This window comes from Amycolatopsis sp. NPDC049868 (genome assembly GCF_044461365.1).
In the GTDB taxonomy this organism is placed as follows: Bacteria; Actinomycetota; Actinomycetes; order Mycobacteriales; family Pseudonocardiaceae; genus Amycolatopsis.
The window spans coordinates 69,343-83,475 of the sequence record NZ_JBITKV010000009.1 but is presented as its reverse complement, the minus strand read 5'-3'; the positions used below and the strand labels follow the sequence as shown (position 1 = coordinate 83,475).

Sequence of the window (14,133 nt, the reverse complement as noted above, 5' to 3'; positions counted from 1 at the left end):
GGACCCTGTCTTTCCGTAGACGGCAGGTGCCAAGATCCTAAGCGGGACTTCCCCTGTCCGCATTCGCATGACCCGGCGCCGCGTCCAGCAACGCGGCGAGCACGGACTTGAGCAACGGGTGGTCCGCGCTCCCCCGCCGGACGGCGGCGAACACCCGGCGCAGCGGCGGTTCGCCGCGCAACGGGACGGCGACCGCACCGGGAACGGCGGCGAAAGCGTTGCGCGGCACCAAGGCCACGCCCTCGTCGGCGGCGACCAGGGTGGTGATCGCGTGGAAATCGTCGGAGACGTGCCGGATCTCCGGATTGGCGCAGACGATCATCAGCACGTCGCGGCAGGGATTCCCGGGTTTCGGCGCGATCCACTCGTCGTCGGCGAGTTCGTCGATGTCCACTTCGGACGCCCGGGCGAGCCGGTGCGTGGTGGGCAGCACGACGTCGAAGGGCTCCACGTACAACGGGAACCGGGTGAGCCTGCTTTCATCCGTCCGTGGCGAGAGCCGGTACTCCTCGGTGATCGCCAGGTCGACCTCTCCGTCGAGCAGCAGCGGGATGCTCGCGTGCCCTTCGACGTCCTGCACCTGCATGGTGACCCCGGGCGACCCGGCGCGCAGCGAGGCGATCGCCGGCGCCACGACCATCGTGATGGCGGAGGCGAAACTCGCCAGCCGCACCATGCCCTGTACGCCGGAATCGAGCGCGGCCAGGGTGGCCCGCGCCCGTTCCAGTTCGGCGGCGACGGCGTTGGCGTGCACCACCATCAGTTCACCCGCCGGGGTCAGCGAAACCCGCCTGCCCCGGCGGCGGAGCAGCTGCTGGCCGCACTCGGCTTCGAGGGCGGCCAGCTGCTGGGAGACCGCGGACGGCGTCAGGTGCAGCGCCTGCCCCGCCGCCGTCACGGTGCCGTGGTCGGCGAGGGCGCGCAGCACGCGCAGCCGTCGCGGATCGATCATTCGTCCATCATGGACCTTGCTGTCACGAACGCGTCGACGGCCCGGTTGACGTCCTCGGTCGAATGCGCCGCCGACATCTGCGTCCGGATCCGGGCCTTGCCATGCGGGACCACCGGATACGAGAAGCCGATCACGTAGATGCCCTGCTCGAGCAGCAGATCCGCCATCTTGCCCGCCTTGGCGGCGTCACCGATCATCACCGGGATGATGGGGTGCTCACCCGGGAGCAGATCGAAACCCGCCTCGGTCATCCGGCGCCGGAACAGCTCGGTGTTGGCGCGCAGCTTGCCCAGCAGGTCGCTCGAAGAGTCCAGCAGTTCCAGCGTGGCGAGCGCGGCCGCGGTGATCGACGGCGCCAGCGAGTTCGAGAACAGGTACGGCCGCGAACGCTGCCGCAGCATCTCGACGATCTCCGCGCGGCCGGAGGTGTAGCCACCGCTCGCACCGCCCAGCGCCTTGCCGAGCGTGCCGGTCAGCACGTCGACCTTGTCCTGCACGCCGAACAGCTCCGGCGTACCGCGACCGGTCGGACCGGTGAAGCCGACGGCGTGCGAGTCGTCCACCATCACCAGCGCGTCGTAGCGCTCGGCCAGCTCGCAGATCTCGTCGAGCGGGGCGAGGTAGCCGTCCATCGAGAACACGCCGTCGGTGGCGATCATCCGGTACCGCGCGCCGGACGCCTCCTTGAGCCTGGCCTCCAGATCCGCGACGTCGCGGTTGCGGTAGCGCATCCGCTTCGCCTTGCACAGCCGGACGCCGTCGATGATCGACGCGTGGTTGAGCTCGTCGGAGATGATGACGTCCTGGTCGGTCAGCAGCGTCTCGAACAGCCCGGCGTTGGCGTCGAAACAGGAGCTGTAGAGGATCGTGTCCTCGGTGCCGAGGAACTCCGACAGCTTCGCCTCGAGTTCCTTGTGCGGCTGCTGGGTCCCGCAGATGAACCGCACTGACGCCATGCCGAAGCCCCAGCGGTCCAGCGCCTCTTGCGCGGCCTTGATCAGCTTGGGGTGGTCGGCGAGGCCGAGGTAGTTGTTGGCGCAGAAGTTGAGGACGTCGCCGTCGCCGACGCTGACCGAAGCCCGTTGCGGTCCCTGGATCACCCGCTCGCCTTTGTACAGTCCGGCTTCCCGGATCTCGGCGAGCCCGGCCTTGAGGTCGTCGCGCATCGCGCCGTACATCAGTTCTCCGTCCAGTCCAGAATGACCTTGCCGCAGCGGCCTTCCCTGGCCGTCGCGAACGCCTTCTCGTATTCGGTGTAGCCGAACCGGTGGGTGATCACCGGCGAGATGTCCAGCCCGGCCTGCAGCAGGACGGACATCGAGTACCACGTCTCGAACATCTCACGCCCGTAGATCCCCTTGATCTGGATCATCTTGAGCACCACGGACGCGATGTCGACCGACACGTCGGAAGCGGGAAGGCCGAGCAGCGCGACCCGCCCGCCGTGCGACATGTTCGCGATCATCTCGCGCAGCGCCTCGGGCCGCCCGCTCATCTCCATGCCGACGTCGAAGCCCTCGGCCATGCCGAGTTTGTGCTGGGCGTCGGCGATGGTCGCGGAGGAGACGTCCAGCGCGAGGTCGACGCCGACCTTGCGGGCCAGTTCGAGGCGGTGCTCGCTGACGTCGGTGACGACGACATTGCGCGCGCCCGCGTGGCGCGCGATGGCGGCGGCCATGATGCCGATCGGGCCGGCACCGGTGACCAGCACGTCCTCGCCGATGACGGGGAAGGAGAGCGCGGTGTGCACGGCGTTGCCGAGCGGGTCGAAGATCGCGGCGATGTCGAGGTCGACCTTGGTGCGGTGCACCCAGGCGTTCATCTCGGGCAGCACGGCGTACTGCGCGAAGGCACCATCGGTGTGCACACCGAGGCCCTTGGTCCTGGCGCACAGATGACGCCGTCCGGCCTTGCAGTTGCGGCAGCTCCCGCAGACGAGGTGGCCCTCGCCGCTGACCAGGTCACCCACTTTGACCGTGGTCACCGACCGGCCGATCTCGACCACCTCGCCGACGAACTCGTGGCCGATGACCAGCGGCGCGGCGATGGTGCGCGCCGCCCAGTCGTCCCAGGAGTCGATGTGCAGATCGGTGCCGCAGATCCCGGCGCGCAGCACGCGGACGGCGACGTCGCCGGGACCGACGGCGGGATCCGGCACGTCGGTGAGTTCCAGCCCGGGTGCTCGGTCGGCTTTGACCAATGCCTTCATGGCGCGAAGTCTGGCCCGCCCGTGCTGTTCAGTCCATCGCGAGTTTCTGAAATCCCTCGTTAGCGTGTCTTCACAAGGAGCCCGGAACCCGGACCGACACGAAGTCCGGCCGCGGCACCACCTCGAACCCGATCGACCGGTACAGCCTGATGGCCGAGGTGTTCGCCGCCGCCGCGTGCATCATCGGGCGTTCGCCGCGGGCCCGGATCCCCGCCGCCACCGCGCGGATGAGCCGGGTCGCCAGTCCTTGGCCGCGATACGCCGGGTCGGTGCAGACGGCGCTGATCTCGGTCCAGCCGGGCGGGTGCATCCGCTCCCCCGCCATCGCGATCAGCTCGCCGTCGCGCCGGATTCCCAGATATGTCCCCAATTCGATGGTCCGCTTCCGGAACGGTCCCGGTTTGGTCCGCTCGACGAGGTCCAGCATCTCCGGGACGTCGTCGGGCCCCAGCAGGACCGCTTCGGGATCTTCGGCGGCTTCGAGCGCGACGTCGACCAGCCGGACTCCGGCGATCCTGCCGAGGACTTCCCAGCCGGGCGGGACGGGCAGCGCGTTGTGGACGGTGACCGTCTGGCCGGGACCCGCCAGCGCGGCGACGTCGGCCCACACGCTCTCGTCCGGTTCCGGCGGCAGGGCGAAGAACGGGGCGACGTCGACCTGGTAGCGCAGCACCCGGCCGGCGCGTTCGGCGAAGTGGGCGTGCGGCCCGGTCAGCGAAGCCCAGGCCGGGTCGTCGAAAGGGGTGACCATGACCGCTCCGACACCGGCGGGCGGGCTTTCATTCCCGCTCCCACATCCTGAGCGTTCAGCCGCCCGGCACGAGCAGCGGCGAATGCGGATCGAGTTCGATCCCGCGTTCCCGGAGCGTGTCGTCGATGACCCGCCAGATCCACCGCACGAGCTGGCTCGCGAGCTCCGGGAGCTCAAGGCCGCCTGGATTCTCCAGCCAGCGCGCGGCACTCGTGTCGACGAGGCCGACCAGCCCGAAGGCGAGCGGTTCGGCGATACGGTCGTCGAGGTCGAAGGTGTCGAGATAGTGCTCGAACAGGACGGAGAGCTGCCGGGCGATCGCCGTCTTGACGTCGGTGATGGCGTCGCCGCCGCGTCGCCCGGCTTGGGAGTGCCTGGCGAGATAGCGGTAGAGGTTCCCGTGTTCGGCGAGCCAGCCGGTGTGCGCGCCCACCGCCATGGTGATCAGCTGCATCGGTGTCCCGCTCGGATCCCACAGCGGGGCCAGTTCGGCGGTGATGAGGCGGACGGCGCGGTCGGCGATCGCGCGCTGCAGGTCGGCGGCGTCGTCGAAATGCTTGTACACCCGGGTTCTCGCCACCCCGGCCTCGTCGGCGATCTGTTCGGTGGAAACCTCCGGACCATGCTCGGCGATCGCGCGCAGCGCCGCGTCGACGAACTCCCGTCGACGGCGCTCCCGCTGTCCCGCCCAGCGCGCCGCCCGGCCGTCCGGCCGCGGCGCGTCGGCTTCAGACGTCATCCCCCGGAGTTTATCCCCGGCCGGTTAGCGGGTACACTGCCGTACCCGTTACTTTTGACAGCGAATGTCACTGAGGGTATTCAGATTGGCCCGTCCGGGAGACCGCGATGAGGGATGACGTCGACGCCGACACAGCGGACGCCACGCTGCTCGACGCCTTCCGCGCCGGTGACATCGCCGCGGGCGAGACGCTGTTCCGGCGGCACGCCGAGCCGCTCCGCCGGATCGCCGCGGGCTGGGTCGCCGAGCCCGCCGAGCGGGACGACCTCGTGGCCGAAGCCTTCGTTCGGGTCCTGAGCGTCATCCGCGACGGCGGCGGGCCGCGCGAGAACCTCCGCCCCTATCTCGCGGTCACCATCCGGAATCTCGCCGCCAAATGGAGCCGGCACCACCAACGGGTCGAGCTGTACGGCACGACCCCGGCGGTCGAAGAGGCCACTGGAGTCGTGGGCGCGGAAGAACTCCTCATCCTCCGCGCGAACGCCCATCTGGCGTGGACCGCCTATTGCGCGCTCCCCGGCCGCTGGCGGACCGTGCTGTGGCGGACCGAAGCCGAGGGCGATTCCCCGAAGGTGGTGGCGCCGCTGCTCGGCCTCTCGCCCAACGGCACCTCCGTCCTCGCCTTGCGGGCCCGTGAAGGGCTGCGCCAGGCCTTCCTGCAGGCGCAGGTCCCCGAGACGGGCACGCCGTGCTGCCGGGAAGCGCGGCGCCGGATGGGCGCATGGCTCCGCGGCGGCGTACCGGGCCGCCGCGCGGATCTGATCACCGCACATCTGGCGGGCTGCGAACCCTGCCGGACCGTCGCCACCCGGCTCGACGAGGTCAACCGCGAGATGCCGCCGGGTGTCCGCGCCGTCCCCGCCTGAAGAGGATCAACCCGGTACCGGAGCGGCTTCCCCCGCGATCCTCAGCGCCTCCACCAGTTCCCGGTACAGCGTGTCGGTCGCGAGCAGGTGCTCGTGACTTCCGCTCGCCCGGACGCGGCCCTCCTCCATCACCACGATGGTGTCCGCGTCGATCACGGTGGACAGCCGGTGCGCCACGGTGACCACGGCTCCGTCGCGGGCCAGCCGCCGGATGCAGTCGTGGATCGCGCTCTCGGTCCGGCCGTCGACCTGCGCGGTCGCCTCGTCCAGCAGCACCACGTCCGGCGTGCGCAGGATCGCCCTGGCCAGCGCGATCCGCTGGCGTTCCCCACCGGACACCGACGTCGACGAAAGCGGCGTGTCCAGTCCGTCGTCGAGTGCGGCGATCTTCTCGGTCAGCCGGACTTCGGCGAGCGCCCGCCGTACTTCTTCCTCTGTCGCGTCCGGATGGGTGAAGAGCAGGTTCTCCCGGATCGTCCCCGGCACGATCGGCGTCTCCTGCTCGACGTAGGCCAGCCGGGACCGCACGTCCGCGTACGGCAGGTCCGCGTACTCGCGTCCGTCCAGCAGCAGTGAACCCGATCGCGGCCGCACGAACCGCATGATCAGCGACAGCATCGTGGTCTTGCCCGCGCCGGACGGCCCGACGATCGCGGTGTGCCCGCGCCTCGGGATCTCCAGCGAAACGTCGCGCAGCGCGGGGTCGCCGCCGTAGCCCGCGGTCACGCCGCGCAGTTCCAGCACCGGGCCGTCCTGGTCACCTGCGGACGCCGCCCTGGCGGGCACCTGGTCCTCTTCCACCTCCAGCGCGTCCATCTCCCGGATCCGCCCGGCCGCGGCGACCCCCGCCTGCAGGGCGGTCATGTTCTGGCTCAGTTCGGTGATCGGCTCCATCAACGCGAACGCGTACAGCAGGAACGCGATGAGGCTCGACACCTCCAGCAGGCCCGCACCGACCCGCCAGGCGCCCAGACCGAGGATCACCAGGGTCGCGGCTTGGATACCCGTCCAGGCCACCACCCAGGCGACGGCCTCCCGGCGCACCGCGCGGACGCCGTGCACCGTGGCGGCTTCCGCGTCGACCAGGATCCGGTCGGCCTGCCGGGTTTCGGCGCGGCTGGCCTTCACCGTGCGGATCGCCCGCAGCGCGCCTTCGAGCACGCCGCCGAGCCGGCCGACGCGATCCTGCGCCTTCTCCTGTTCCTTCGCGATGGCGGGCATGAGCCAGGCGAACAACGCGATCACCACGAGCACTGCCGCCACCGTCGTCGCCAGCAGCACCAGGTCGAGCACGCTCATCAGCACCAGGGTGCCGACGAGCATCACCACACCGTTGATCAAGCCGATCACGCTGGACGACGCCGCCTCACGCAGCAGCACCGTGTCGGAGGTGACGCGGGTGACCAGCTCCCCCGTCGGGCGCTTCGTGATCGCCGGGATCGTCGCGCGGAAGAACCGCCGCACCATGGATTCCCGCGCCTTCAGCACCACCCGCTCGCCGACCGTGCCGAGCAGGATCCACTGCGCCAGCCAGATCATCGCGCCGACCACCATCAGGCCGGACAACGCCAGCACTGGGCCCGCCAGGGACGCCGACGAGCCGAGCGAGTCGAGCACCCATTTCGTGACCATGGGCGTGGCGAGACCGGTCGCCGAACCGAGCAGGGCGAGTACCAGGCCGATCGCGAGTGCCCCCTTGTGTGGTCGCGCGAAGGACCACAGCACCTTCAATCGTGGAGTCTTCATGGTTCTCAATGGAACATGCGTGTTCTAAAATCGTCAAGCGAGTTCCATATCGGGAGCGAGGTACGGTACCGGCCATGAGTGAGGGTGTGGTCACCGAGACGGGTGTCCGGGCGAGGACCCGGCGCGCGATCCTGGACGCGGCCATCGAGACGTTTACCAAGCAACCGAGCGCCACGCTGGCCGATATAGCGGCGGCGGCGAACGTCGGGCGCACCACGGTGCACCGGTACTTCGCGGAGCGTTCGGACCTCATCGAGGCCATCAGCCACGACGCCCTCGACAAGATCTCCCAGAGCACCCAGCGGGCCAGGATCGACGACGGCCCGGTCCCGGCCGTGCTGGCTCGGTTGTGCCAGGAGTACTTCGAACACGCCGACGTCTTCCAGCTCCTGTTCACCATGCCGGAGCTGATGACCCGGCCCGAATGGGAGGAGGAGAGCGACGACGACCGTCTCCTGTTGCGGCTCATCGAACGCGGGCACGCCGAGGGTTCGATCGATCCGGCGATGACGAAGGAATGGTTGCTGCAACTGCTCTGGAGCCTGCTCTACACGGCCTGGGAGCTGACGCGCGACAAGACGCCGAAGCACGAGGCGCTCACGTTGTGCCTGCGCAGCCTGGAAAAGGTCATCGCGGTCGGCTGAAGTCCTCCGAAGTGATGACGCGGACTGGCGCCGCTTCGAAGATCCTGGCCGGGTGACTGAAAAAACCGGCACCCGCCCGGGTGCCGCCTGGGGAATCCTCTTCGGCGGGCTCGCGGTGTTCGCGGCCGCACCCGCGCTGCTGCTGACCACCGGGCACGACGCGATCAAACCGTCCGCGGATTCGGCCAAGGAGCTTTCCCTCGCGGGCGCCCTGATCCCCGCGCTCGCCGGGATCCTGCTGATCCACGGGATCCCGCTCCACGCACCGAAGCTGCTCCCCCCAGTGACCGACCGGCGCGGACTGGGCAGACAGGCGACGGCCTTGGCGCTCATCGCGTTCCTGTGGCCGTTGGCGTTGTACCTGGTTTCGGCCGCGGGACAGCAGGCGCTGGTCCGCGACATCTGGGCGCTCGCCAAACCGCTGGTGTTCTTGGCGCTGCCGTTGATCCTGCTTAGAATCCTGCCCGCGCGGGATTCCTTCCGGCTCACCTGGCGGCCCCGGCAGACCTGGCAATGGCTCGCGCCGATCCCGGCGGTGCTCGTGTTCGGCTGGCTCTACGTCCTCGGCCCGCTCGCGCCGCCGCTTCCCGCCGCGGAGGACTACCCGGACCCGGTGTACCTGGCGGTCGGCGCGACACTGACCTTCTTCACCGCGAACGTCCTCGAAGAGGTCTTCTTCCGCGGCATGTTGCAGACCCGGCTGGAGGCGCTTTTCGGGCGGTGGCCGGGAATCCTGCTGTCGGCGCTGCTGTTCGCGTGGCTGCATCTGCCGACGCACGGACAGGGATCACTGCCGCTCACCCTGGGCGCGATCGTGGCGTTCCAAGGGTTCTTCGGCCTGTTCACCGGCTATCTGTGGTCGCGCTACCGCAATCTGTGGGCGCCGATCGCCGCGCACACCGCGATGAACACGCTGCCGCTGCTGCTGATGTAGCCGTCCGTGAAGGCCTCCTTCACTACCTTCAGGGTAGGCAAGGAGGCCTTCACGGACAGGGAAGTCAGGCGCCGATGGTCGCCGCGTCGATGACGAACCGGTACCGGACGTCGCTGTTCTCGACCCGGTCGTAGGCCACGTTCACCTGGTCGGCAGAGATCGTCTCGATCTCCGCGCCGATCCCGTGCTCGGCGCAGAAGTCGAGCATCTCCTGGGTCTCGGCGATCCCGCCGATCATCGAGCCGGCGAGCACCCTGTTCCCGCCGAGCAGCGAGAAGGCGTTGTAGGACAGCGGTTCGCCGGGCGCGCCGACGTTCACCATCGCGCCGCCGACCCGCAGCATGCCGAGGTAGGAGTCGACGGGCAGCGTCGCCGAAACGGTGTTGAGGATCAGGTCGAAGCGGCCGCGCAGCGCCTTGAACGTCGACGCGTCACCGGTCGCGAAGTAGTCCTTCGCGCCCAGTTTCAGGCCGTCCTCCTGCTTCTTCAGGCTCTGGCTGAGCACGGTGACGTCGGCGCCCATGGCGACCGCGATCTTGACCGCCATATGCCCGAGCCCGCCGAGACCGACGACGGCGACCTTCTTGCCCGGCCCGGCGCCCCAGCGGTTCAGCGGGGAGTAGGTGGTGATACCCGCGCACAGCAGCGGGGCAGCGACGTCGAGGCCGATCCCTTCCGGGATCCGGCAAACGAAAGCGTCCTTCACGACGATCTGACGGCTGTAACCGCCGTAGGTGTTCTCGCCGTCGAAACCGACTCCGTTGTACGTCTGGATGTTGCCCTTGAGGCAGAACTGTTCGGTGCCCGCGAGGCAGTATTCGCACTCACCACAGGAATCGACCATGCAGCCGACCCCGACGCGGTCCCCCACCTGGTACTTCGTCACGTCGGAGCCGACCGCGGCGACGACGCCGGCGATCTCGTGACCGGGCACCATCGGGAAGATCGCGCTGCCCCAGTCCTCCTTCACCTGGTGGATGTCGCTGTGGCAGATCCCCGCGTACGCGATGTCGATCAACACGTCGTCCGGACGCAGGTCGCGACGCTCGATCGTCGTCGGCGACAGGGCGGCGCCCGGGGACGGCGCGGCGATGGCGTGCGTGGTCGTCGTCATGAAACCCTCCGCTGAAACAGTGAGACCATGTAAGAGGTCACTTACAACTAGCGTAAGAGGCCTCTTACATATTCCGCGACCGGGACGGTGTGATCCACGACATGGGCGGCAAGTACCATCACGGCGACCTTCGCGCCGAACTCGTGCGGGTCTCGCTCGATCTGATCGCCGAACAGGGGCTCGGCGCGTTCTCCGTCGCCGAGGTCGCCAGGCGCGCGAAGGTCAGCCCCGGCGCGCCCTACCGCCACTTCCCGGACAAGGAAAGCCTGCTGGCCGCGATCGCCGCCAAGGTCGCCTGCCAGCTGGCGGACAGGGTGCACGACGCCATCGAGGCCGAGAGCGAACCGGTCGCCGCACTCGCCGCGGCCGCCGGCGCGTACACGGAATACCTGATCGAACGCCGGGCCGGGATGAACATCATCTACTCGGACGGCTTGCAGGGCCCCGAGCACGCCGCGCTGCACGAGCAGACCCGCCGCCTGACCGACCAGTTCGTCATGCTCTGCCTCACCGTCGCCGACCGGCCGGAGGACGGGCTCGAACTGATGGAGCAGTTGTTCACCCAGGCGCACGGTTACGGCACGTTCTACCTCGACGGAGTGTTCAAGAAACAGGGCTACTCCACGGAAGTCGTCGTCCGTAAATCGGTCGAGGCCGCTCGCGCCGCCATCGAAGGACGCACGAAAATGTGACGTGATTCACGTCTGTTTTGTCCGATTACCGGGGCTCCCCGCGCCGACAGGATGCGAAGCGCAATCCTTTCGACAGCGAGGAGAAACGCGTGAGCATCGGGCAAGACGTCGGGTCGTGGCGGGAACTGGGCCGCCATACGAGCACCGCGGCGGTATTGGCGGGTGGCGTGCTCGTCGGCGCGATCACCATCTACGTGGCGGCGAGCCTGCTGCCGACGGCGATCCAGGACATCGGCGGACGATCGTTGTACGCCTGGACCATGACGGCGTTCCTGGTCGCCCAGGTCGTCGCGACCATGCTGGTGGGCCAGGCGCTTTCACGCTTCGGCGGCAAGGGTTCCTATCTGCTCGGTTTCGGCGTCTTCGCCGCGGGCTCGGTGCTGTGCGCGGCGAGCCCGTCGATGCCGGTCCTTCTGCTCGGCCGCGGGACGCAGGGCCTCGGCGCCGGTCTGCTGACCGGGCTGGGCTTCGCCCTGATCCATTCGGCGCTGCCGCCTCGGTTGTGGAGCCGGGGCAGCGCCCTGATCTCCGCGATGTTCGGGGTCGGCAACTTCGCAGGCCCGGCGCTCGGCGGGTTCTCGGCACAGTTCGGTTCGTGGCGCTCCGCCTTCGCGGTCCTCGCTGTGGTGGCGGCCGCGCTGGCGGTCTTCGTGCCCCGGGCGCTCCGCGGCGGCGAACGCCCGGAGCAGGCACCGCCGGTCCCGGTCGTTTCACTGTCCCTGATCGTCGGCGCCGCCGGAGCGGTGAGCGTGGCCGGGATCCTGTCCGACGCCCTCGCGATGGCCGCCCTCATCGCGGCGGGTCTCGTACTCGTGGGCGCGTTCCTGGTGACGGAGAACCGTTCGGCGGCGAGTGTGCTGCCTGCTTCGGTCTACCGCCGGGGTTCGCGGTCGCGGTGGATCTACTTGACCATCATGGTGCTGGCGTCCGGCGTCGCGGTGGAGACGTTCCTGCCGCTGTTCGGGCAGCGACTGGGCGGGCTTCCGCCCGCGGCGGCGGGATTCTTCGCCGCCGCGCTGTCCTTGGGCTGGTCGGTAAGCCAGCTCGTGAGCGCTTCGGCAGGCAGGACACGACGGCTCGTGCTCGCCGGGCCCGCCTGTCTCGCCATCGGGTTCGCCGTGCTGGGACTGCTGCAGACCGAACAGCCGCCACTGCCCGTCGTGCTCGCCTGGCTGCCGGTGCTCTTCTTCGGCGGCACGGGAATCGGCATCGCGATGCCCCATCTGTCCGTCGCTGCGATGACCTCCGCCCCGGACGGCGAAGGCGGGCAGGCGGCCGCCGCGATCGCGACGGTGCTGACGATGTCGACCGCGTTCGGCGCGGCGGTCGCCGGCCTGCTGGTCAACCTCGGCGGTGCTTCGGTGGTCACGTCGGCGAGGTGGCTGTTGTTCGGCTTCGCCGCCATCTCTGCCCTCGGCCTGCTCACCGCACGCCGCGCCGTCTGAGGCCGGTCAGTTCCGGGAGCGCTTCACGCGCGGGAGCGCTTCCGGGCAGCCGCCGTCGCACCGTATGTGCGCCCAGACGATCTTCCCGCCACGCACCGGATCGCGCCGGACGCCCCATTGCACGGCCACCCCGTCGACGACGAGGAGACCGCGCCCGCGGGGATCCTCGATCTGCGAACAACGCGCCCGTGGCTGTTCGACACTGACATCCGCCACTTCGATGCGGACAGCGCACGGCGACACGCCGCGCCACAGCTGGATGTGGCGTGCCCCACCACCGTGCACATAGGCGTTGGCGACGAGCTCCGTCGCCGCCAGCAGGACGTCGTCGCGATGTCCCTCGCCGAGATCGGGAAGGCATCTGACCACCCAGGCGCGCATGTCCGGCAACGCCCGCGGCGTCGTGGCCCGCAGGTCGAGCACCCAGGTTCCCGGCACCGGATGCTCCGCGACGTTGATCATGGAGCCACCCTTCCCCTCGCGCGCGACCTCCCTGCTGAAGTCGCACAACCGGGTTACCCAGAACACCCGCTGATCAACCCGTGTCGAACCCGACACGGAGATCACCGGACCGCGATACCCTCCAGCACCGTCTTGACCACGGCTTCCGTGGCAGGCGAGGTGGTCACCTCCGGGCCGTGCGGGAGCAGCGCGGTGAGCACCGATTCGTGGCAGACACCGACCAGCATCGCCGTCGCGGCGTCGACATCGCCGCCCAGCCTGCCGAGCTCCTTTTCCGCGCGCAGATATCCGGCGAGGCGATCCCGCCAGGTCTCACCGGCCAGTTCCCCGAACCGCGCGAGCACGGCGGGACGGGCGAGCAGCCCGGCGAACGCGGGCAGGATCTCCTTGTGCAGAGCCAGCCCGTAGGCCAGCTGAGCACGGAGATTGCTCTCGACCGTGGCCGAACCTGGTACGGGAAGCTCGCCGAGCCCGGCCTCGACCCGCCGCACGTGTTCCGCCAGCGCGTCGGCCAGCAACTCCTCCTTGTCGGTGAAGTGGTTGTACAGCACGCCGTCGGCGACCCCGGCCGCCCGCGCGATGGCCCGTACCGTGAGTTCCGCGGTGCCGTTGGCGGAAATCAGGTCCGCGGCCGTCCCGATCAGATGCTCGCGCAGGCTCCGGCCGTCTTCGGTGTCGCGCAGCGCCGCCGCTTTCCTCGGTGCCATCAGGATTTCGCCCTGACCAGCCACGCCGCACCACGCAGCCGCACACCGCCGGGCCCGTCAAAGGGCTGGAGCGCGACCGAAAGCGCTTGTCGCGCGCTGTTCGCCGCTTCTTCGCCGGCCAGACCGAGGTGATACTTGACCGGCCCCCAGTCCGCGATGAACCCGGCGGCGTCGGCCACGTCGCTTCCCCAGACCTGATCGGCCTCGACTCGGGTGGCCGTGACCTCGCGGAATCCGGCGTCCGTCAGCACCGAGCGAGCCCGTTCGGGGTCGGCGAACGCCGTCGGCCCGGTGCCGTCCTCGCCGGTCGGGGTCGGCAAGAACGGTGCCAGTGCACCGAAAACGGTACCGAGATCGGTGCCGGCGAGTGCGGTCATGCACAGGAACGCGAGCCTGCCGCCCGGCTTCAGCGCCCGGCGCACGTTCGCGAAGGCGGCGACCGGATCCGCGAAGAACGTCACCGCGAACCGGCTGAGCGCGACGTCGAAAACGCCTTCCCCGAACGGGAAGACCTGGACGTCGCCCTGTTCGAACCCGACGTTCGCCACGCCTTCCGCCTCCGCGCGGGCCCGGGCCGTGGCGAGCATCGGCGCGGACAGGTCGATCCCGGTCGCGCCCCCGAGCGGGGCGCGACCGGCGGCGAGCCGGGTGACCTGTCCGTTGCCACAGCCGATGTCGAGCACCCGATCCCGCTCGCCGATCCCGGCGGCGTCGAACAGGAACTCGTTGAACCCGCTGTTCACCGCGTCGTAGCGCCCGTCGTGCTCGGCCCAGTGCCGCCCCTCGTAGCCGTTCCACGCCTCCGACTGGGCGGTGTTGACGATGCCGGGCATCCCAGAACCTCCTTCGTTATGAACCCACGTTCATGAACA

15 protein-coding genes are annotated in these 14,133 nt (G+C 69.5%); 5 read left to right on the top strand and 10 right to left on the bottom strand.

Going from position 1 to position 14,133, the window contains the following annotated elements; translation table 11 throughout:
• Positions 1-37 precede the first annotated feature (37 nt).
• The 5 genes from ACIBTM_RS31315 to ACIBTM_RS31295 form a co-directional block, all read right to left on the bottom strand.
• Complete coding sequence (locus ACIBTM_RS31315) at positions 38-952, bottom strand: LysR family transcriptional regulator (protein WP_395880754.1); 915 nt, start codon at positions 950-952, stop codon at positions 38-40.
• Positions 949-2,130: a glycine C-acetyltransferase gene (locus ACIBTM_RS31310; protein WP_395880753.1), complete on the bottom strand. Its 1,182-nt coding sequence runs from the start codon at positions 2,128-2,130 to the stop codon at positions 949-951. Before ACIBTM_RS31310 ends, ACIBTM_RS31315 begins: the two co-directional genes overlap by 4 nt.
• The gene (gene tdh / locus ACIBTM_RS31305; protein ID WP_395880752.1) at positions 2,130-3,161 is read right to left on the bottom strand and encodes an L-threonine 3-dehydrogenase; all 1,032 of its coding nucleotides are present in this window, start codon (positions 3,159-3,161) and stop codon (positions 2,130-2,132) included. Before tdh ends, ACIBTM_RS31310 begins: the two co-directional genes overlap by 1 nt.
• Positions 3,162-3,231: 70 nt before the next feature.
• Positions 3,232-3,912: a GNAT family N-acetyltransferase gene (locus tag ACIBTM_RS31300; RefSeq protein WP_395880751.1), complete on the bottom strand. Its 681-nt coding sequence runs from the start codon at positions 3,910-3,912 to the stop codon at positions 3,232-3,234.
• Between the two features lie 55 nt (positions 3,913-3,967).
• Complete coding sequence (locus ACIBTM_RS31295) at positions 3,968-4,651, bottom strand: TetR/AcrR family transcriptional regulator (protein ID WP_395880750.1); 684 nt, start codon at positions 4,649-4,651, stop codon at positions 3,968-3,970.
• A gap of 107 nt (positions 4,652-4,758) precedes the next feature.
• On the opposite strand from ACIBTM_RS31295, the gene ACIBTM_RS31290 reads away from it, so the two are divergent.
• Positions 4,759-5,517 carry a sigma-70 family RNA polymerase sigma factor gene (locus ACIBTM_RS31290; RefSeq protein WP_395880749.1) on the top strand — a complete coding sequence of 253 codons (759 nt, stop codon included), beginning with the start codon at positions 4,759-4,761 and terminating at the stop codon, positions 5,515-5,517.
• A 6-nt stretch (positions 5,518-5,523) separates the two neighbouring features.
• On the opposite strand, the gene ACIBTM_RS31285 is transcribed toward ACIBTM_RS31290, so the two are convergent.
• Positions 5,524-7,263, bottom strand: a complete 1,740-nt coding sequence (locus tag ACIBTM_RS31285) for an ABC transporter ATP-binding protein (RefSeq protein WP_395880748.1) — start codon at positions 7,261-7,263, stop codon at positions 5,524-5,526.
• A gap of 74 nt (positions 7,264-7,337) precedes the next feature.
• Here ACIBTM_RS31285 and ACIBTM_RS31280 point away from each other — a divergent pair, with 74 nt between their 5' ends.
• Complete coding sequence (locus tag ACIBTM_RS31280; protein ID WP_395880747.1) at positions 7,338-7,907, top strand: TetR/AcrR family transcriptional regulator; 570 nt, start codon at positions 7,338-7,340, stop codon at positions 7,905-7,907.
• Between the two features lie 52 nt (positions 7,908-7,959).
• A complete protein-coding gene (locus tag ACIBTM_RS31275) occupies positions 7,960-8,841 on the top strand; it encodes a lysostaphin resistance A-like protein (protein WP_395880746.1) in 882 nt (293 codons plus the stop codon).
• A 64-nt stretch (positions 8,842-8,905) separates the two neighbouring features.
• Here ACIBTM_RS31275 and ACIBTM_RS31270 read toward each other — a convergent pair whose 3' ends face one another.
• The gene (locus ACIBTM_RS31270) at positions 8,906-9,955 is read right to left on the bottom strand and encodes an NAD(P)-dependent alcohol dehydrogenase (protein WP_395880745.1); all 1,050 of its coding nucleotides are present in this window, start codon (positions 9,953-9,955) and stop codon (positions 8,906-8,908) included.
• Between the two features lie 89 nt (positions 9,956-10,044).
• Between ACIBTM_RS31270 and ACIBTM_RS31265 the strand changes: the two genes are divergently transcribed.
• Positions 10,045-10,647, top strand: coding sequence for a TetR/AcrR family transcriptional regulator (locus ACIBTM_RS31265; RefSeq protein ID WP_395880744.1), 603 nt, complete (start codon positions 10,045-10,047; stop codon positions 10,645-10,647).
• Positions 10,648-10,736: 89 nt separating this feature from the next.
• Complete coding sequence (locus ACIBTM_RS31260; RefSeq protein WP_395880743.1) at positions 10,737-12,092, top strand: MFS transporter; 1,356 nt, start codon at positions 10,737-10,739, stop codon at positions 12,090-12,092.
• A gap of 6 nt (positions 12,093-12,098) precedes the next feature.
• Here ACIBTM_RS31260 and ACIBTM_RS31255 read toward each other — a convergent pair whose 3' ends face one another.
• From ACIBTM_RS31255 to ACIBTM_RS31245, 3 genes are all read right to left on the bottom strand, one after another.
• Positions 12,099-12,554, bottom strand: a complete 456-nt coding sequence (locus ACIBTM_RS31255; protein ID WP_395880741.1) for an ATP-binding protein — start codon at positions 12,552-12,554, stop codon at positions 12,099-12,101.
• 101 nt (positions 12,555-12,655) lie between these two features.
• A complete protein-coding gene (locus tag ACIBTM_RS31250) occupies positions 12,656-13,261 on the bottom strand; it encodes a TetR/AcrR family transcriptional regulator (protein ID WP_395880740.1) in 606 nt (201 codons plus the stop codon).
• A complete protein-coding gene (locus ACIBTM_RS31245; RefSeq protein ID WP_395880739.1) occupies positions 13,261-14,094 on the bottom strand; it encodes a class I SAM-dependent methyltransferase in 834 nt (277 codons plus the stop codon). Before ACIBTM_RS31245 ends, ACIBTM_RS31250 begins: the two co-directional genes overlap by 1 nt.
• Positions 14,095-14,133 lie beyond the last annotated feature (39 nt).